The 19,764-nt window shown below is 71.5% G+C and carries 12 protein-coding genes; 6 read left to right on the plus strand and 6 right to left on the minus strand.

Annotated features, from left to right (window positions below; all coding sequences use genetic code 11):
• Positions 1 to 39: 39 nt before the first annotated feature.
• Positions 40 to 426 carry an MGMT family protein gene (locus tag ACFCZF_RS19195; RefSeq protein ID WP_376672651.1) on the minus strand — a complete coding sequence of 129 codons (387 nt, stop codon included), beginning with the start codon at positions 424 to 426 and terminating at the stop codon, positions 40 to 42.
• Positions 427 to 610: 184 nt separating this feature from the next.
• Here ACFCZF_RS19195 and ACFCZF_RS19200 point away from each other — a divergent pair, with 184 nt between their 5' ends.
• From ACFCZF_RS19200 to ACFCZF_RS19210, 3 genes are all read left to right on the plus strand, one after another.
• Positions 611 to 3,406 carry a lysylphosphatidylglycerol synthase domain-containing protein gene (locus ACFCZF_RS19200; protein WP_376672652.1) on the plus strand — a complete coding sequence of 932 codons (2,796 nt, stop codon included), beginning with the start codon at positions 611 to 613 and terminating at the stop codon, positions 3,404 to 3,406.
• Positions 3,407 to 3,570: 164 nt separating this feature from the next.
• Complete coding sequence (locus tag ACFCZF_RS19205; protein ID WP_376672653.1) at positions 3,571 to 5,133, plus strand: alpha/beta hydrolase; 1,563 nt, start codon at positions 3,571 to 3,573, stop codon at positions 5,131 to 5,133.
• A gap of 139 nt (positions 5,134 to 5,272) precedes the next feature.
• Complete coding sequence (locus ACFCZF_RS19210; RefSeq protein WP_376672654.1) at positions 5,273 to 6,814, plus strand: alpha/beta hydrolase; 1,542 nt, start codon at positions 5,273 to 5,275, stop codon at positions 6,812 to 6,814.
• A 71-nt stretch (positions 6,815 to 6,885) separates the two neighbouring features.
• Here ACFCZF_RS19210 and moeZ read toward each other — a convergent pair whose 3' ends face one another.
• The 5 genes from moeZ to ACFCZF_RS19235 form a co-directional block, all read right to left on the minus strand.
• Complete coding sequence (gene moeZ / locus ACFCZF_RS19215) at positions 6,886 to 8,064, minus strand: adenylyltransferase/sulfurtransferase MoeZ (protein WP_375923533.1); 1,179 nt, start codon at positions 8,062 to 8,064, stop codon at positions 6,886 to 6,888.
• Positions 8,065 to 8,127: 63 nt separating this feature from the next.
• A complete protein-coding gene (locus ACFCZF_RS19220) occupies positions 8,128 to 8,877 on the minus strand; it encodes a spherulation-specific family 4 protein (protein ID WP_376672655.1) in 750 nt (249 codons plus the stop codon).
• Positions 8,865 to 9,923, minus strand: a complete 1,059-nt coding sequence (locus ACFCZF_RS19225; RefSeq protein ID WP_376672656.1) for an NAD-dependent epimerase/dehydratase family protein — start codon at positions 9,921 to 9,923, stop codon at positions 8,865 to 8,867. Before ACFCZF_RS19225 ends, ACFCZF_RS19220 begins: the two co-directional genes overlap by 13 nt.
• Positions 9,924 to 10,025: 102 nt before the next feature.
• A complete protein-coding gene (locus ACFCZF_RS19230; RefSeq protein WP_376672657.1) occupies positions 10,026 to 11,069 on the minus strand; it encodes a hypothetical protein in 1,044 nt (347 codons plus the stop codon).
• A gap of 881 nt (positions 11,070 to 11,950) precedes the next feature.
• Complete coding sequence (locus ACFCZF_RS19235) at positions 11,951 to 13,705, minus strand: DUF3492 domain-containing protein (RefSeq protein WP_376672658.1); 1,755 nt, start codon at positions 13,703 to 13,705, stop codon at positions 11,951 to 11,953.
• 332 nt (positions 13,706 to 14,037) lie between these two features.
• On the opposite strand from ACFCZF_RS19235, the gene ACFCZF_RS19240 reads away from it, so the two are divergent.
• The 3 genes from ACFCZF_RS19240 (at position 14,038) to ACFCZF_RS19250 (ending at position 19,713) form a co-directional block, all read left to right on the plus strand.
• Positions 14,038 to 16,233 (plus strand): discoidin domain-containing protein, encoded by a 2,196-nt coding sequence (locus ACFCZF_RS19240; protein ID WP_376672659.1) that lies wholly within the window; start codon positions 14,038 to 14,040, stop codon positions 16,231 to 16,233.
• Between the two features lie 130 nt (positions 16,234 to 16,363).
• Positions 16,364 to 18,532 carry a discoidin domain-containing protein gene (locus ACFCZF_RS19245; protein WP_376672660.1) on the plus strand — a complete coding sequence of 723 codons (2,169 nt, stop codon included), beginning with the start codon at positions 16,364 to 16,366 and terminating at the stop codon, positions 18,530 to 18,532.
• Positions 18,533 to 18,633: 101 nt separating this feature from the next.
• Complete coding sequence (locus ACFCZF_RS19250) at positions 18,634 to 19,713, plus strand: DUF1996 domain-containing protein (protein WP_376672661.1); 1,080 nt, start codon at positions 18,634 to 18,636, stop codon at positions 19,711 to 19,713.
• Positions 19,714 to 19,764 lie beyond the last annotated feature (51 nt).

Consider the following 19,764-nt stretch of genomic DNA (forward strand, 5'->3'; position numbering starts at 1 on the left):
TCACAGGCCACACGTCGGTCCGCCCGATGGCGGAAGCTGTCAGGTGTGACCCTGTGCGCGTTCGCCGCCGTCCCACCGCGCTCGCTTCAGGTCGAGGCGAGGCAGATGGCCCTCCGCGGCCCTGCTCGCCTCCTTCAGGGGCGTGCCCTCCTCCCGGTAGCGGTCGAGCGCCTCCAGTTCCTGCCCCGCGAGCAGGACCCCGTCCGCGCGAACGACGCGCCACCACGGAACACCTCCCCCGTAGAGGGACATCACCCGTCCCACCTGACGGGGTCCCCCCTCCTCCAGATACTCGGCGACGTCCCCGTACGTCATGACGCGGCCCGGCGGAATCAGTTCGGTCATCTCGAGGACCCGCTCGGCGTACTCGGGCAGCGCGTCCGCGTACTCCGGGCGGGCCTCCTCCGGAAGGCTCTGCTCGCTCATCCGACCTATCCTGCCCCACCCCACCGACAACGCGACGCGCTCCCGACGGTGCGCGTCCCTCGCCCGGAAGCGGCGCTTCGGGCAGACTGTGCGGCCGCACGGGCACCCTGATGCCTGCCGAGGCCGACGCGGCATGCCACCATCGTGCGGGCGGTGACCAGTGATACGAGAGCAAGAAGAGGCGATGAAGCAGCAGGGTGTGCACCCCGAGGACGCCGAGGGCACCTCCGGCTCTTCGTCGCGCCCGGACACCGCGGACGGAAGCGGCGGGAAGCCCGGCCGGCGGGCGGCCGCGGGTAGGACGGCGACGGCCGCCGACCCCGACGACGTCGCGCACATCGACGAGGTGGAGGGCGACGAACCGCTGCTCCCCGCGCGCGTGCACCGTCCGTCCGACCTGATGCGACTCCTGGTGGGCGTGCTCGCCGTCGTCGTACTGCTCGCCGTCGCCGCCTTCGCGCACGGCACCACCTCGGGCCTCGAGCAGGACATCAACAAGGGCACCGGACAGGCGCCCGACCTGCTGATCAAGATCGCCGGACTGGCCTCCAGCATCGCGATCCTCCTGGTGCCGGTCGCGTTCGCGATCGAGCGGCTGATCAAACGGGATGGGCTGCGGATCGCCGACGGTGTGCTGGCGGCAGTCCTCGCGCACGGGGTGACCCTCGCCACCGACCTGTGGGTCGCCAAGGCCGCCCCCGGGTCCATCCAGGAGGCGCTCACCCAGCCCTCGCCGGGCGACGTCCACGCCCTCACCGACCCCGTGCACGGCTACCTGGCGCCGGTCATCGCGTACATGACGGCAGTCGGCATGTCCCGCAGACCCCGCTGGCGCGCGGTGCTGTGGGTCGTGCTGCTCCTCGACGCCTTCTCGATGCTCGTCACCGGCTACACGACACCGTTCTCGATCATTCTGACGGTCCTCATCGGCTGGACCGTGGCCTACGGAACGCTGTACGCGGTCGGCTCTCCCAACGTTCGCCCCACCGGGCGGACGCTGATGGCGGGGCTGCGGCACGTCGGCTTCCGCCCGGTGACCGCCGCCCGCGAGGAAGCGCCGTCGGACACCACGGAGACCGGTGACCGCGGCCGCCGCTACTTCGTCACACTGGAGGACGGCCGGCCGCTGGACGTGACGGTGGTGGACCGGGAGCAGCAGGCGCAGGGCTTCTTCTACCGCGCGTGGCGCAATCTGACGCTGCGCGGCTTCGCCACCCGCAGCAGCCTCCCGTCACTGCGGCAGGCCCTGGAGCAGGAGGCGCTGCTCGCCTACGCGGCGATCGGGGCCGGCGCCAACGCCCCCAAGCTGATCGCGACGTCCGAGCTGGGTCCCGACGCCGTGATGCTCGTCTACGAGCACACCGGCGGGCGCACGCTGGATTCGCTGTCGGACGAGGAGATCACCGACGACCTGCTGCGCGGCACCTGGGAGCAGGTGCGGGCCCTGCAGTCCCGGCGCATCGCGCACCGCAGGCTGGTGGGCGACGCGATCCTGGTGGATCGTTCCGGCACGGTGATCCTCACCGACCTGCGCATCGGCGAGATCGCCGCCGGGGACCTGCTGCTGCGCATGGACATCTCCCAGCTCCTGGTGACGCTCGGCCTGCGGGTGGGTGCCGAACGCGCGGTCGCCTCGGCGGTGGCCGTGCTGGGCCCCGACGCCGTGGCGGACTGTCTGCCGATGCTCCAGCCCATCGCGCTCAGCCGCTCCACGCGCGCGACGCTGCGCAAGCTGGCCCGGGAACGGGCCGAGCGCGAGCGGGAGGCGGTCCTGGAGTCGTCCCGGCAGGCCAAGCTGGCCCGTTCGGAGGCGGCCGCGGGCGACGACACAAGCCCCGCGACCGACCAGCCCGACAAGGCCGATAAGGCCGATAAGGCCGATAAGCCGGATAAGCTCGACAAGAAGGTCGTACGCGCCGAGCAGCGGGCGGAGAAACGGGCCGTCGACGAGGCGTTGGAGGAGGCTCGCGAGGAGGACCTGCTCACGCAGATCCGGCACGCGGTGCTGCGGATCCGGCCGCAGGCTCCCGTCGAGCCGGCCCGCCTGGAGCGGGTACGACCGCGCACCCTGATCAGCTTCATCGCCGGTGCGATCGGTGCCTACTTCCTGCTGACGCAGCTCACCCACATCGAGTTCGGGCCGTTGATCTCGAACGCACAGTGGGGCTGGGTGGCCGCGGCGGTGCTGTTCTCGGCGGCGAGCTATATCGCGGCGGCGATGGCCCTGCTGGGCTTCGTACCCGAGAAGGTGCCGTTCCTGCGGACCGTGGCCGCGCAGGTCGCCGGGTCGTTCGTGAAGATCGTCGCCCCCGCGGCGGTCGGCGGTGTCGCCCTGAACACCCGCTTCCTGCAGCGCGCGGGTGTGCGGCCGGGGCTCGCGGTGGCGAGTGTCGGCGCGTCGCAGTTGTTCGGGCTCGGCTGCCACATCCTGATGCTACTGGCCTTCGGCTACCTGACCGGCACCGAGAAGACGCCGTCACTGTCGCCGTCCCGGACGGTCATCGCGGGCCTGCTGACGGTGGCGGTGCTCGTGCTCGTGGTGACTTCGGTGCCGTTCCTGCGGAAATTCGTCGTCACGCGCGTGCGGTCGCTTTTCGCCGGTGTCGTACCGCGCATGCTGGATGTCCTGCAGCGGCCGCAGAAGCTGGTCACCGGCATCGGCGGCATGCTGCTGCTCACCGCCTGCTTCGTGATGTGCCTGGACGCCTCGATCCGGGCCTTCGGCGACGAGACGACGTCGATCAGCCTGGCGAGCGTCGCGGTCGTCTTCCTCGCGGGCAACGCGCTGGGGTCCGCGGCGCCCACGCCGGGCGGTGTGGGCGCGGTCGAGGCGACGCTGACGGTCGGCCTGATCGCCGTCGGCCTGCCCAAGGAGGTCGCCGCGCCCGCGGTGCTGCTGTACCGGCTGCTCACGCTGTGGCTGCCGGTACTGCCGGGCTGGCTGGTCTTCAACCACCTGACTCGGAAAGAGGCGCTGTAACGGCCTCGTACGCCGCGGGACGGCCTCAGACGCTGCGGAACAGCCTCAGACACTGAGGGGATCCGTACGCATCGACTCACCCGCGTACGTCCCGGCCGCCCGTCCCGTACCTCGTACGGCTCCTGCCCCGAGCGCACGGACCCGCGCGCCCGCACGATGGACGCATGCCGAACTCCTTCCGGCTGGGCGCCGCCGCCCTGACCGCCGCCACCGCCGTAGCCCTGTCCGCTCTGCTGGCGGGCTGCAGCGACGAATCCGGAAGCGACTCCGGGGGCGACGAGGACCTGACGGCCCAGAAGCTCGGCTGGAAGGACTGCCCGGCCCCCTCCGAGGCCGAGGGCGGCGGCGCCGCTCCCTCCCCGCTGCCGGACGGAGCCGAGTGGCAGTGCGCCACCATGAAGGCGCCACTCGACTGGGACGATCCCAAGGGCGACACGATCGACCTCGCGCTGATCCGGGCGAAGGCCAGCGGTGAGGCGGACCGCCGGATCGGCTCACTCGTCTTCAACTTCGGCGGCCCCGGCGGCTCGGGCGTCACCACGCTGCCCGCCTTCGGCCAGGACTACGCCGAACTGCGCACCCGCTACGACCTGGTCAGCTTCGACCCGCGGGGCGTCGGCCGCAGCGCCCCGGTGGAGTGCCTGGACGACAAGCAGCTCGACACCTACTTCCAGCAGGACGCCACCCCCGACGACGCGGCCGAGCGCACCGAGTTGCTGGACAACACCGAGGGCTTCAACGCGGCCTGCGACAAGAACTCGAAGCGGATCCTGCCGCACGTGCGCACCACCGACGCGGCCCGCGACATGGACCTGATGCGCCAGGTCCTCGGCGACGACAAGCTGCACTACTTCGGCATCTCCTACGGCACCGAACTCGGCGGCGTCTACGCCCACCTGTTCCCCAAGAAGGTGGGCCGCGCCGTCTTCGACGCGGTCGTCGACCCGACGCAGACCCCGGAGCAGGGCTCGCTCGGGCAGGCGAAGGGCTTCCAGCTCGCACTCGACAACTTCGCCGAGGACTGCGTGTCGAAGGTCGAGGACTGCCCCGTCGGGAACAGCGCCCAGGACGTCAAGGACCGTATCGCCCGGCTGCTGAAGGACCTCGACCGCGAACCGATCCCCGGCATCTTCCCTCGCGAACTCACCCAGACCGCCGCGACCGGGGGCATCGCGCAGGCGCTGTACTCGAAGGACTTCTGGGAGTACCTGACCGACGGCCTGGAGCAGGCGTACGACGGTGACGGCAGGGTCCTCATGGTGCTGTCGGACGCGCTGAACGGGCGCAACGAGAACGGCGAGTACAGCAACATCACCGCGGCCAACGTCGCCATCAACTGCGCCGACGACAAGCCGAGGTACGACCCCGCGTACGTGGAACGCAAGCTTCCCGAGTTCCGGAAGGCCTCCGCGCTGTTCGGTGACTACCTCGCCTGGTCCATGCTCAGCTGCACCGACTGGCCGGTGCCCGGTGCCGCCGACCACCCCGACGTGAGCGCGCCCGGAGCGCCGCCGATCCTGGTCATCGGCAACACCGGCGATCCGGCGACGCCCTACGAGGGCGCAGGGAAGATGGTGGACGCGCTGGGGAAGGGCGTGGGCGTGGAGCTGACCTACAAGGGCCAGGGGCATGGTGCCTACGACAGCAAGAACAAGTGCGTACAGGACGCGGTGCACGGCTACCTGCTGGACGGAAAGGTACCGGCGGCCGGGACCGTCTGCTCCTGATCCCCCAACATCGAAGCATGAGCAAAGTAGCAGGTCAGAGCGTTATCCACAGGGCGCGGCGGGCTCTGCGTGCTCCGCCTACCATGGCATGACCGCCATCCGCTGCACGGCGCGGACGGCTTGCGAGGGGGGAGAACACATGACGCGTCTCGTACGGTGGACGGCTCTGACGGCCGCCGCCGCACTGCTGACGGCGGGCTGCAGCGGGGGCTCGTCCGGCGACGACCAGGACGACGGGGGTGCGAGCAGCGGGCGGCCGTCGGCGGCGGCGCCGTCCGGAGTGCCCGAGTCGCTGGCCTCCCAGACGCTCGACTGGGGCCGCTGCGAAGGCACCGCCGACTCCCCCGCGCCGGGCGGCGACTGGCAGTGCGCCACGCTCGAGGCGCCGCTGGACTGGGCCGAGCCGGACGGCGAGACGATCGACCTCGCGCTCATCCGGGCCAAGGCCACCGGCGACGAGCGCATCGGCTCCCTGCTGTTCAACTTCGGCGGCCCAGGCGGCTCCGGCGTCTCCATGATGCCGTCCTACGCCGACACCGTCTCCTCCCTGCACGAGCGGTACGACCTGGTGAGCTGGGATCCACGCGGGGTGGCCGCCAGCGAGGGGATCCGCTGCCGCGGCGACGAGGCGATCGAGGACGCCGAGTCGGTGGACTCCACACCGGACACCGCGACCGAGGAGCAGGCGTATCTCAAGGACGCCGCCGACTTCGGCAAGGGCTGCCAGAAAGCCGCCGGCAAGCTCATGGCACACGTCTCGACCACGGACACCGCCCGCGACATGGACCTGATGCGGCATGTGCTGGGCGACGAGAAGATGCACTACTTCGGCATCTCCTACGGCACCGAACTCGGCGGCGTCTACGCCCACCTGTTCCCGGGGCGCGTGGGGCGCGTGATCCTCGACGCGGTCGTGGACCCGGGCGCCGACACGATGGGCCACGCCGAGAACCAGGCCAGGGGCTTCCAGCGCGCGCTGGACGACTATCTGACATCCACCGGGCAGGACCCGAAGCAGGGGTCGCGGGAGATCGCCGATCTACTGGAGCGGCTCGACGCCAAGCCGCTGCCGACGTCGTCGCCGGGGCGGAAGCTGACGCAGACGCTGGCACTCACGGGGATCGTGCTGCCGCTCTACAGCAAGGACGGCTGGCCGGCCCTGACCAGCGCGCTGGCGGCGGCCGAGGAGGGCGACGGCTCCGAACTGCTGGCGCTCGCCGACGGCTACAACGAGCGTGATCCCTCGGGGCGGTACGGCACGACGACCCACTCCCAACGAGTCATATCGTGCCTGGACGACAAGCAGCGGCCGACCATCGAGGAGACGAAGAAGCTGCTGCCGAGGTTCGAGAAGGTCTCGCCCGTGTTCGGGGCCTTCCTCGGCTGGGACACGGCCGGGTGGTGCCACGACTGGCCGGTGGCCGGTCAGTACGAGACCCCGGAGGTGAGTGCGTCCGGCGCGGCTCCGATCCTGGTGGTCGGCAACACCGGCGACCCGGCCACGCCCTACGAGGGCGCCCGCAGGATGGCGGACGAGCTGGGCAAGGACGTCGGTGTGGTGCTCACCTGGAAGGGCGAGGGACACGGTGCGTACGGGAGCGGGAGCGACTGTGTCGACTCCGCGGTGGACGGCTATCTGCTGAAGGGGACGGTGCCGAAGGACGGCAAGGTCTGCTCATGACGGCGGCGGGGGCTTCGGGCACCTGCGGTGCGCGAAACCCCCGCCGTCCGGAGAACGGGATCGGGGCCCGGTCAGTAAACGGGCTTCGCCGGCTCGATCTGGTTGACCCAACCGATCACGCCGCCGCCCACATGCACGGCGTCCGAGAAGCCGGCGGACTTGAGGACCGCGAGGACTTCCGCACTGCGGACACCCGTCTTGCAGTTCAAGACAATCTTCTTGTCCTGCGGGAGGTTCTCGAGGGCCGAGCCCATGAGGAACTCGTTCTTCGGGATCAGCCGGGCGCCCGGGATGGAGACGATCTCGAACTCGTTCGGCTCGCGGACGTCGATGAGCTCGATGTTCTCGCCGTCGTCGATCCACTCCTTGAGCTGCTTGGGAGTGATCGTGGAGTCGGCGGCCGCCGCCTGGGCCTCCTCGGACACGACGCCGCAGAAGGCCTCGTAGTCGATGAGCTCGGTGACGGTCGGGTTCTCGCCGCAGACCGCGCAGTCGGGGTCCTTGCGGACCTTGACCTGGCGGTAGGTCATCTCCAGGGCGTCGTAGATCATCAGGCGGCCGACCAGCGGCTCGCCGATGCCCTGGAGGAGCTTGATGGCCTCGTTGGTCTGGATGGAGCCGATGGACGCGCACAGCACGCCCAGGACGCCGCCCTCGGCGCAGGAGGGGACCATGCCGGGGGGCGGGGGCTCCGGGTAGAGGCAGCGGTAGCAGGGTCCGTGCTCGGACCAGAAGACGGAGGCCTGGCCGTCGAAGCGGTAGATCGAACCCCAGACGTAGGGCTTGTTCAGCAGCACGCAGGCGTCGTTGACCAGGTAGCGGGTTGCGAAGTTGTCCGTGCCGTCGACGATCAGGTCGTACTGGCTGAAGATGTCCATCACATTGTCGGCCTCGAGCCGCTCCTGGTGAAGGACCACGTCCACGTACGGGTTGATGCCCTTGATGGTGTCGCGGGCGGACTCGGCCTTGGACCGGCCGATGTCGGCCTGGCTGTGGATGACCTGCCGCTGCAGGTTCGACTCGTCGACCTCGTCGAACTCCACGATGCCGAGCGTGCCGACACCGGCTGCCGCCAGATACATCAGGGTCGGCGAACCGAGGCCGCCCGCGCCCACGGCGAGCACCTTGGCGTTCTTCAGCCGCTTCTGCCCGTCCATCCCCACGTCGGGGATGATCAGGTGGCGGGAGTACCTGCGGACCTCGTCTACGGTGAGCTCGGGGGCCGGCTCGACCAGGGGTGGCAGCGACACGGGGACTCCGTCTGTCGGTCAGTAATTACGGTTGTTCTCCTCGTAACACTGCCACGGCCTTTTTCATTCCGAGACACCCGTCCCGACCCGCGAGACGATTTCGTCCCAGTAGCCGGGCATCGTCTCCCAGGGGTCGATTCGGCCGCCCCGGTCCGTGCGGTCGGTGAAGTAGATCGTCGCGGCACCCTGCCAGCGGGCGATGCGCAGCGCCTCCTCCAGATGCCCGCGGGGGACGCCGTGGACGAAGTGGCAGAAGCGCTCGGGCGGATAGTCGGCGCTCCACTCGGCCGCCTGGGACCAGCGGTAGTCGCTCCAGGCGCCCGAGAAGGTGACGAGCTGGTCGGCGTTCTCGGCATAGCCGGGGTAGGGGTGGGTGCCGTGGCCGAGGACGATGTGGGCATCGTCACGGATCACTCGGAGCGTGGTCACGGTGCGGCGGACCTCGGGGAGCGCGGCCCGTTCGGACGGGCAGCGGTCGAGGAGGAAGCCGTCGACCTGGTACCAGTCGAGGTGTCGGTGCGCGTCGGAGATCAGCGCGCCGAAGCTCCGGGCCCCATACGCGGCGTCGAGGTGGCCGAGGACGCGGACGCCGGCGTTGCGCAGGCGGCCGACGGCGTCCAGGCAGCGTGGGTCGGGGTGCGCGCCGGGGCCGTCGGCGACGTTGAGGACGACCCAGTGCAGGGGGGTGCCCGGGCAGGTGAGGCCGGACCACTCGCCGGGTGCGACGAGGGGATGGGCCAGACCCGGGACACCGAGGCCGGTGCGGACGTCGGTGCTCGCGGTGCCCGCTTTGGTGCTGGTCAGATACGGCATGCCGCCTCCATCCAGATGTCTGCGAGGGACTCTTCGAGGGCGATCCGAGGCCGCCAGCCGAGCCGGTCGCGTGCGGTGCGCACATCGGCCTGCTGCCAACTGCCGCAGCCGTCCGGGTAGGGGTAGGCGACCGGGGCCGCGTGCTCGGCGTCGGCACGGTCGCCGCGGATCCCGAGGGGCTCCGGGCGGTGGTGGCCGAGGGAGTCGGTGCGGTGGTGGCCGAGGGAGTCGACGCGGTGGCCCATGGTTTCGGTACGGGGGTGGCCGATGGTGGGCCGCAGTGCGCCGGGCGGTCCGTCGAGTTCGTGCAGGGCACCGCCGTATCCGGCCACGCGGGCGAGGGTGGCGGCGGCGTCGCGCAGGCGGACGGCGCGGCCGGAACCGATGTTGATGACGCCCTGGGCGGCGGACAGCGAGGCGGCGTGGACGGCGCGGGCGACGTCGCGGACGTCGATGAAGTCGCGCTGGGCGCCGAGGCCGCCGAGCCGGAGCTCACCGTCGCCGGACTGCATGGCGCGGCGCATGGCCTCGGCGAGGCGGCCCAGCGGGGAGCCCGCGGGGGTGCCGGGCCCGGCGGGCGAGAAGACGCGCAGGACGACGGCGTCCAGGCCGGAGCCGAGGACGAGTTCGGTCGCGGCGAGTTTGCTGACGCCGTAGGGGCCGCCGGGGCGGGGCACGGCGTCCTCCGCGGTGGAGGAGCCGGACTGGCTGGGGCCGTACTCCGCACTGCAGCCGACCTGCACCAGGCGGGCGCCGCAGCCGCTGCGGCGCAGGGCCTCGCAGACGGTGGCGACGGCGACGGTGTTGTGCCGGGTGAGTTCGCGGGCGCCGCCCCGGGTGGCGCCGGCGCAGTTGACGACGACGCCGGGATGGACCGCGTCGAGGAAGCGGGTGAGGGCTCCGGGGCTGCCGGTGGCGAGGTCGAAGCGGACGTCGGCGTCGTCGCCGCGGCCGAGGGCGGTGAGCTGGACAGCCGGGTCGGCGAGCAGACGGTCGGCGACGAAGCGGCCGATATAGCCGTTGGCTCCGATCAGCAGGACTCTCATCGGGCTGCTCCCGGTGCCGAGGCGTCGGGTCGGGAGGTGGTCATCTGGGGGCTCCTTCGGAGGGTGATGCGGACGTGTGGGGGGCTGTCCGGGGGCACGCGGTCACCGCGGCTGCCCCATCGATGCGTGGGCGGAGGCTCTGGTCAGGCGGCGGGTCGCGTGCACCAGGAGGATCAGCGCGCCGATGCCGCAGGCCGTCGTCGGAACGACGGCCGGACCGCAGGCGGCGACCAGGGCCTCCACGGGGACGGCGAGGAAGCCGCAGCCGGGGAGGCGACCGGCGAAGAGCGTGGCCAGGGCCGCCGCCTCGACGGAGGCCGCGGCGGTGAGGACGAGCGTGGGGGCGTGTGTGTGGCCGTGCACGGCGAGCAGGCGAGCCAGCAGGAACAGGGCGCCCAGGGTGAGTGCCTGTGGGTGGGCGGTGGGCTCCGCGAGGACCGCACCGGTCAGCGCGACCAGGACGGTCAGGGCGCACATGAACAGGGCGACCGCGCCGAGCAGCAGGGGGCGTACGGAGGCGGAGAAGTCGGCCAGGCCGCGGCTGGCCGTCAGTTTGCGGCGGGCGCCCACGGCGAAGAGGTGAGCGCTGCCGGCCGCGGGCGCGCAGGCCAGGGCGAGGGCCAGTACGGGGGCGACGGTGACGGGCCACGGGCCCTCGGCGGTGCCGTCGGGCAAGCCGTCCGGACCGCCGGTGAGAGCGGCGCGGAGCAGTCCGTCGCCGAGAAGGGCGTAGCCGACGAGCCAGCAGGTCCAGGTGCCGGTGGTACGCGTCGCGGCCCTCAGCGGCCCTCGGCGCAGTGCCGCGCGCAGGGCGAGAGTGACCACGAGGGCGCCGACGACGGCCGCGATCAGGCGCGGTCGGCCGTCGGTGAGGCGCAGGCCGGCCACGGTGGCGGCGCACAGCGCGCCGGGCAGCAGCGCGAGGACGATCCAGACGATGCGTACCCGGGGGGCGGGCGGGTCCGTGGGGCGCGGGGGCGGGTCGCCGTCGCGCGGAACGCGGGCGTACATCTCCTCCGCGAGGGAGAAGACGTCCCGGTGGCGGAAGCGTGCGGCGGTCCGGTCGGTGACGCCGTGCGCCTCCAGGCCTGCCGCGATCTCCAGCGGGTCCACGGCACGCTCGCACAGGTCACGGTGACGGTGCATCAGGGCCTTCACCGGATCCGCGGCGGCGCGGCGCGCGGCGGACGGCGACTCCTTGCCGGCGGCTACCGCTCCGCCTCCGGCGACCGCTCCCCCACCGGCGACCTCTCCGTCGCGGGCGACTGCGCTGCTCCCGGCGACCCCTCTGCTGGCAACCGCGCTGCTCCCGGCGACCGCAGTGCCCTCGACGACGCCTCCGTCGCGAGCAACCGCACTGCCTCCGGCTACCGCACTGCCCTCGACGACGCCTCCGTCGCGAGCAACCGCACTGCCTCCGGCTACCGCACTGCCCTCGACGACGCCTCCGTCGCGGGCGACCGCACTGCCCTCGACGACGCCTCCGTCGCGGGCGAACGCGCTGCTCTCGGCGCCTGCACTGCCCTCGGCAACCGTTCCACCGCGGGCAAACGCACTCCCCTCAGCAACCGTCCCGCCACGACCAAACGCACCGCCCTCAGCGACCGCTCCGCCGCGAGCGACCGCACTGCCCCCGGCGACCCCTCCACCGCGGGCAACCGCACTGTCCCTGGCAACCCCTCCACCGCGAGCAACCGCACTGTCCCTGGCGACCGCACCGCCCTCAACGACCCCTCCACCGCGGACAACCGCACTATCCCCGGCGACCCCTCCGCCACGAGCGACCGCGCTGCCCTCGCCGGGCGCTGTGCCGCCGGCGCCTTCGCGCGAACGCCCGCCCGTACCCGGAGAACCGCGCTCGCCCGAGCGCCGGTCCTCGTCCGCCCATGCCCACCTGTCGGCGCGCGCTTCCGCGTCAGGTGCGTCGGGAACGTCAGGCGTCCCGTCGGTCAGGGACGCCCGCGAGTGGGAGTCCCAGGCGCCCGGGCTGCCCGGGGTGCCGGGGCGGTCGAGTTCGCCGAGGCCGCTCATCGGGCCCCCTCGGTCGCGGAGGCCGGGGACGTGGCCCGGACGGGGGCGTTCGTGGCCCAGCCGGGGCCGCCCCAGGCCACGACACGGGCCGTGGAGTCGGTCCAGCGGCCGGGCATGTGGGCCTCGGCGGGTACGGCGAACGGCAGAGGTTCGCCGGTGTCGTCGAGGACGACGCGGCGGACCGGGGTACGCGAGAGGATCTCCAGGTAAATGCTGTGAAATGCCGCGACGTTCTGCTCGACGGTGAACAGTTCCAGTGCGCGGGCGCGCGCGGCGGCACCCAGTCGCTCACGGCGCTCGGGGTCGCGCAACAGGACGACGCACGCCTCGGCGAGCGCCCGCGGATTGCGCGGCGGCACGACGAGTCCGGTGCCGCCGATCGCCTCGACCACCGCGCCGACGTCCGTGGACACCGTCGCGCGACCACAGAACATGGCCTCGACCAGCCCGGACGGGAACCCCTCGACGACGCTGGAGAGGACCACCAGGGCGCCCGCGCCGTACGCGTCGGCGCGGGACGGCAGTTCCGGCCCACCGGTCTCCTCGAAGGACACCGGGTTGCGTCCGACGGCGTGCGGGCCGTCGGCCTCGTCGGGGAAGAGCTGCGCGGCCAGGCCCCGGCAGTGGGCGAGGTAGGCCGCGCCCTCGGGGCCGGTGGCGGCGCCGACGATCCTGAGGCGCGCTCCGGGCTCAGCCCTGCGGATCTCCGCGAAGGCGTGCAGCAGCGAGACCAGGTCCTTGGTGGGCTCGACGCGGCCGACCCAGACGAGGGTGTGCGGGTCGGCGCCCTCCGGCGACTCCCCCGTCTCGGCGAAGGGAGTCGCGTCCATGCCCGGGTGGACCGTGCGGAGCTTGGCGCGGTCGGCCCCGCAGCGCTCCTGCCAGCGACGGGCATGCGTGTTGCCGGGCGTGATCACGGCCGCACGCCGGTAGGTCTCGGCGGCCAGCCGGCCGTGGAAGGCGGCCAGCAGGGACCGTATCGCGGGCGGGGCGTCGGGTTCGGTGAGGTAGTGCGTCCGCAGGCGCACGCCGTATTCGGTCACCAGCAGGGGCACGTCGCAGAAGTGCCGGGCGAGCAGGCCCGGAAGGGCCGCCGTGCCGCCGGAGGCCGCGTGGCACAGGTCCACCGCGCCGAGGCCGTCGTCCTCGTACCAGTCGAGCGAAAGGGGGCGCAGGGCGCGTTCGATGCGGGCGGCGACGGCGAGCAGATCGGGGACGCGCGCCTCGCGTGCGGAACGGTGGGCGCCGGGCGCGCGACAGGCGCGTTCCAGGGCGCGTACGGCGGTCTCCGAACGGAGGGCGGAGGGCAGCCCGCCCTCGTCGCGGGCGAGTTCGGCGAGGCCGTACAGCGCGTTGGCGAAACGGTCCGCCTCAAGGGCCGACTCCCCCTCCGATGCCGCCTCCGACGCCCTCTCCGAGTACGCGGAGTGCGCGGAGTACGCGGAGGAGCCAACGGGGGCGGTCGTGCACAGGGCCGCGGCCAGTTCGCCGTAGCACTCCGCGAAGCGCCGACGCGCGCGCCGTCCGTGGACCACCCCGTCGTCCTCGACGTCCCACAGCGACGCGGTGCGCACCCGGCTGACCTGCGGCGGCAGCGGAACCCACCCCTCGGCCTCCTGGCGCTCGCTGCGGCTGAGCGCGTAGACGTCAAACTCGTGCTGCTCGAGCCCGCGCACGAGCCGATCGCACCAGAGCCCCGCCTCACCGCTCACATACGGATAGCCACCCTCCGTAAGCAGTCCGATGCGCACGCGCGCACCCCCGATCTCCCGTTTGGGGAGCCGTCGTTGGTCCGGCGGCTCGCAGCGGGACGAACGTATGCGGACAAGGCGGTGGGGGGGGGGGGAGGGGGGTGGGGGGGCCTCCCTTTCCTGGCCCCTCTTCCCCCTCCCCCCCCCTTTCCCCCCTGGGCCCGCGTGCGTCCGGGGAGGCCCTCGGCTTCGTCCCAGCCCTCAAGGATGCACCGACCACACTTAATGAAAGCCAAAAGAAAAGCCATGCAAGGAACCTTGACCGCGACCGGCGGGGCGGGCAAGGTTCCGGAGAGCGCTCTCCCACCATCCCCGTGTCAAGGAGTCTCTCCATGCCCACTGTCGGCACACCACCGGCGGTGCCGGTGCCGCGCAGACCCGGTCGCCGCGGTCTCGTCGGCGCCCTGGTCACCGCCCTGGCCGCCGCCCTGCTCGCCGTCGTCCCCGCCACCCAAGCTCAGGCGGCGCCCGTGCTGTTGTCCCAGGGCAAGCCGGTCACCGCCTCCAGCCAGGAGCACTACGGCACCCCGGCGACCGCGGCCGTCGACGGCGACAACGGCACCCGCTGGTCCAGCGCCGCCGCCGACCCGCAGTGGATCCGCGTCGACCTCGGCGCCTCCGCGTCCCTCAGCCGGGTCGAGCTGCGCTGGGAGGCCGCCTACGCCAAGTCCTACCGCATCGAGACCTCCCAGAACGGCACGGACTGGTCGACGGCCTACTCCACCACCACCGGCGCCGGCGGCACGGAGACCGTGGACGTCTCCGGGACGGCCCGCTACGTCCGCATGCTCGGCAGCGCCCGCGCCACCGGATACGGCTACTCCCTCTGGGAGTTCAAGGTGTACGGCACCACAGGTGACGATCCCGGCCCGGTCATCCCGGGCGGCGGCGACCTCGGCCCGAACGTGCACGTCTTCGACCCGTCCACGCCCGGCATCCAGGCCAAGCTGGACCAGGTCTTCGAGGAGCAGGAGTCGGCTCAGTTCGGCTCCGGCCGGCACGCCTTCCTCTTCAAGCCGGGGACCTACGACGGCCTCAACGCCCAGATCGGCTTCTACACCCAGATCCTCGGTCTCGGCCTGCGCCCCGACGACACGACGATCAACGGTGACATCACCGTCGACGCCGGCTGGTTCAACGGCAACGCCACCCAGAACTTCTGGCGCGGCGCGGAGAACCTCGCCGTGAACCCGGTCAACGGCACCAACCGGTGGGCGGTCTCGCAGGCATCCTCCTTCCGCCGGATGCACGTCAAGGGCGGCCTCAACCTCGCGCCCAACGGCTACGGCTGGGCCAGCGGCGGCTACATCGCCGACAGCAAGATCGACGGCCAGGTCGGCAACTACTCGCAGCAGCAGTGGTACACCCGCGACAGCTCCATCGGCGGCTGGTCCAACAGCGTGTGGAACCAGACCTTCTCCGGTGTCGAGGGCGCGCCCGCCACGAGCTTCCCCGAGCCCCGCTACACCACGCTCGGCACGACGCCGATCTCCCGCGAGAAGCCCTTCCTCTACCTGGACGGCGACGAGTACAAGGTCTTCGCCCCCGCCAAGCGGACCAACGCCCGCGGCACCACCTGGGCGAACGGCAACCCGCAGGGCGAGTCGATCCCGCTGGACAGGTTCTACGTCGTCAAGCCCGGCGCCACCGCCGCCACCATCAACGCCGCCGTCGACCAGGGTCTGCACCTGCTGTTCACCCCGGGCGTCTACCACGTCGACCGGACGATCGACATCGACCGGGCCAACACCATCGTGCTCGGCCTCGGCCTCGCCACGATCATCCCGGACAACGGGGTGACCGCCATGAAGGTCGCCGACGTCGACGGCGTGCGCCTCGCCGGCTTCCTCATCGACGCCGGACCGGTCAACTCCCCGACCCTGCTGGAGATCGGCCCGCAGGGCGCGTCCACCGACCATGCGGCCAATCCGACCACCGTGCAGGACGTCTACATCCGCATCGGCGGAGCGGGCGCCGGCAAGGCCACCACCAGCATGGTGGTCAACAGCCATGACACGATCATCGACCACACCTGGGTGTGGCGGGCCGACCACGGCGAGGGCGTCGGCTGGGAGACCAACCGGGCCGACTACGGCGTCCGCGTCAACGGCGACGACGTCCTGGCCACCGGACTGTTCGTCGAACACTTCAACAAGTACGACGTCGAGTGGTACGGCGAACGCGGCCGGACGATCTTCTACCAGAACGAGAAGGCGTACGACGCCCCCAACCAGGCGGCCATCCAGAACGGCACGACGAAGGGCTACGCCGCCTACCGCGTCGACGACTCGGTGGACACCCACGAAGCCTGGGGTCTCGGCAGCTACTGCAACTACAACGTCGACCCGAACATCCGCCAGGACCGTGGCTTCAAGGCACCCGTCAAACCGGGGGTGAAGTTCCACAGCCTCCTCGTGGTCTCCCTCGGTGGCATGGGCCACTACAACCACGTCATCAACGACACCGGCGCCTCCACGGTCCCGGCCGGCACCTCGACCGTGCCGTCCACCGTCGTGTCCTTCCCCTGACCGAGCCGTCAGTCGGTCACAACTCCCCTCCGGGCCGGAGCGCGCCCCGCACCCGGCCCGGAGGGGCCATCAGGCAGTGCCCCGGCAGCCCCGCCCAGCCGGTTTCCCCAACCCGCCAGGAGCAGATGTGTTGTCCAGAGCCCCCTCGTACCGCAGACCAGCCGGCCGCGCCGGCGTCCCGCTGCTCGCCCTCGGCGCGCTGCTGGCGTCGTCGCTAGCCCTCGCGGCCCCGCCCGCCCAGGCGGCGGAAGCCCTGCTCTCCCAGGGCAGGCCCGCCACCGCGTCGTCCCAGGAAGGCGACGGATACGCCGCCTCGGCGGCCGTCGACGGCAATCTCACCGGCACCCGCTGGGCCAGCCAGTGGAGCGACCCGCAGTGGTTCCAGGTCGACCTCGGACAGCGGGCCGACCTCAGCCGCGTCGCGTTGACCTGGGAGGGCGCGTACGGCAAGAGCTACCAGATCCAGGCGTCCGACAACGGCACGGACTGGCGGACCCTGAAGACCGTGACCGGCGGTGACGGCGGCACGGACGAGGTCGCCGTCTCCGGCTCCGGCCGGTACGTCCGCATGCTGGGCACCGAGCGTTCCGGCGGCTATGGCTACTCCCTGTGGGAGTTCCAGGTGTACGGGACCACGGACGGCACACCTCCCGCCGGTGGCGGGGCCGTCGAGGTAACCGGCTCCCAGGGGAACTGGCAACTGACCGTCGGCGGCCAGCCGTACACGGTCAAGGGCCTGACCTGGGGCCCCGCCATCGCGGACGCCCCGAAGTACATGCCCGACGTGAAGTCCATGGGCGTCAACACGATCCGCACCTGGGGCACCGACGGCGGCACCGAGCCGCTGCTCGACAGCGCCGCCGCGAACGGCATCCGCGTCGTCAACGGCTTCTGGCTGCAGCCCGGCGGCGGCCCCGGCTCCGGCGGCTGCGTCAACTACGTCACGGACACCACGTACAAGAACAACATGCTCACCGAGTTCGCCAAGTGGGTGGAGGCGTACAAGAGTCACCCGGCGACCCTCATGTGGAACGTCGGCAACGAGTCGGTCCTGGGCCTGCAGAACTGCTACAGCGGCTCGGAGCTGGAGGCGCAGCGCAACGCCTACACCAGTTTCGTCAACGACGTCGCGAAGAAGATCCACAGCATCGACCCCGACCACCCCGTCACCTCCACCGACGCCTGGACCGGGGCCTGGCCGTACTACAAGCGCAACGCGCCCGACCTGGACCTTTACTCGATGAACTCCTACGGCGACATCTGCGGCGTCCAGGAGGACTGGGAGGAGGGCGGCTACACCAAGCCGTACATCATCACCGAGGGCGGTCCCGCCGGTGAGTGGGAGGTGCCCGACGACGCCAACGGCGTCCCCGACGAGCCGACCGACGTGCAGAAGGCCGAGGGCTACACCAAGGCCTGGGACTGCGTCACCGGCCACGACGGAGTCGCCCTCGGCGCCACCCTCTTCCACTACGGCGTCGAGCACGACTTCGGCGGCGTCTGGTTCAACCTCGTACCCGACGGGCTGAAGCGGCTGTCCTACTACGCCGTGAAGAAGGCGTACAGCGGTTCGACCAGCGGTGACAACACCCCGCCCGTCATCACGAACATGGCCGTCAGCCCCGCCTCGTCCGCCCCGGCGGGCGGCGAGTTCACCGTCCGCGCCGACGTGCGCGACCCCGATGGCGACCCGATCACGTACAAGGTCTTCCTCAGCGGCAACTACGCCAACGGCGACAAGCGCCTGGTGGAGGCCGAGTGGCGGTCCACCGGCAACGGCACCTTCGCCGTGACGGCCCCGGAGAAGCTCGGCGTGTGGAAGGTGTACATCCAGGCCGAGGACGGCCACGGCAACGCCGGCATCGAGACCAAGTCGGTCAAGGTCGTCGCCCCGCCGGTGACCGGCACGAACGTGGCGCTGAACAAGCCCACCACCGCGTCCTCCTTCCAGCCGTCGTACGGCGACTGCCCGTGCGAGCCCGCCAAGGCGACGGACGGCAAGAACGACACGCGCTGGGCCAGTGACTGGAGCGACCCGCAGTGGATCCGGGTCGACCTCGGCTCCCCCACGCCCATCCGCAAACTCCAACTCGTGTGGGACCCCGCCTACGCCAAGTCCTACGAGGTCCAGGTCTCGGACAACGGCACCGACTGGCGCACGGTCCACACCACGACCGCGGGCAACGGTGACATCGACACCATCGACGTCGCCGAGACCGCGCGGCACGTGCGACTGCACCTGACGGCGCGTGGCACCGGCTGGGGATACTCGCTGCACGAGTTCGGCATCTACAGCTGACGGCACACACAGCTGACGTCACAGACAGCTGACGGCGAAGGGCGCCCGAAGGCGCCCTTCGCACCATCCCCACCAGGTACCTCAGCGGGCAAGGAGGCCCCATGAGACCACGTTCGAAACTCCCCGCGCTGCTGCTCGGCACCGCGCTTATGGCCGGCGTGCTCGGCGTCGGCACCGTCGCCACGGCAGCCGGTCCCGAGAGCGCTCCGGCCGTCTCGGCCGGCGCCCACACCGGGCACACGATGGCGGTGTCCACCCAGGCGTCCGCCGACGATCCCGACGGCGACGGGTACATACCGGCCGTTCCCCCGGTCACCGGCGTGACCCCCTCCGATGCCACCCCGCCGCCCCGATACCACAAGGAGTTCCAGGCCAACTGCGCCGTCACGCACACCGCGCCGGACGACCCGATCGTGTACCCGGGCCAGCCGGGCAAGTCCCACGACCACACCTTCATGGGCAACACGACGACGAACGCCGGCAGCACGACGGCCAGCCTCTACGGCGGCGACACCACCTGTCTCGCGCCGGCCGACGCCTCCGCGTACTGGATGCCGTCCCTGTACAAGGGGGACCAGAAGATCCTCCCCGTCGGCCCGCAGGTCATCTACTACAAGGCCGGTGTCACCGACTACACCAGTGTGCGGCCCTTCCCCAAGGGGCTGCGGTTCGTCGTCGGCAACCCCATGCAGAGCGCCCAGGAGTTCCGCGGCCACAAGGGCTTCGTGGAGGGCTGGGAATGCGGTGACAGCTTCTTCAACGTCGACTTCCCGGCGAGCTGCCCGAGCCGGCCCGACGTTCAGCTCAACATCCGTATGCAGGCGCCCAGTTGCTGGGACGGCAAGTACCTCGACACCCCCGACCACACGAGCCACATGGCCTACCCGGTCGTCAAACCCGGCACCAACGACAACATGTGCCCGGCCTCCCACCCGGTCGCCCTGCCGATGATCGAGTTCAAGATGGCCTTCCCGGTCAACGGCGACATGAGCGACGTCCGCCTGGCCAGTGGACGCGGCTACTCCTTCCACTACGACTTCTTCAACGCCTGGGAGGAACGGACCCTCAAGGCACTGGTCGACCACTGCATCGTGGGCGGCCTCCAGTGCGACACACGCGGCTACGACCAGAACCATCCGGAACGTGGCGCGGTGCTGAACGCGGATCACCGGCTGCCCTGACCCGGTCGGCGTCCACGGGCCCGGCGGCACCCGCTCAGCGCGGGTGCCGCC

Source organism: Streptomyces sp. NPDC056296, assembly GCF_042268605.1.
Lineage (GTDB): Bacteria > Actinomycetota > Actinomycetes > Streptomycetales > Streptomycetaceae > Streptomyces.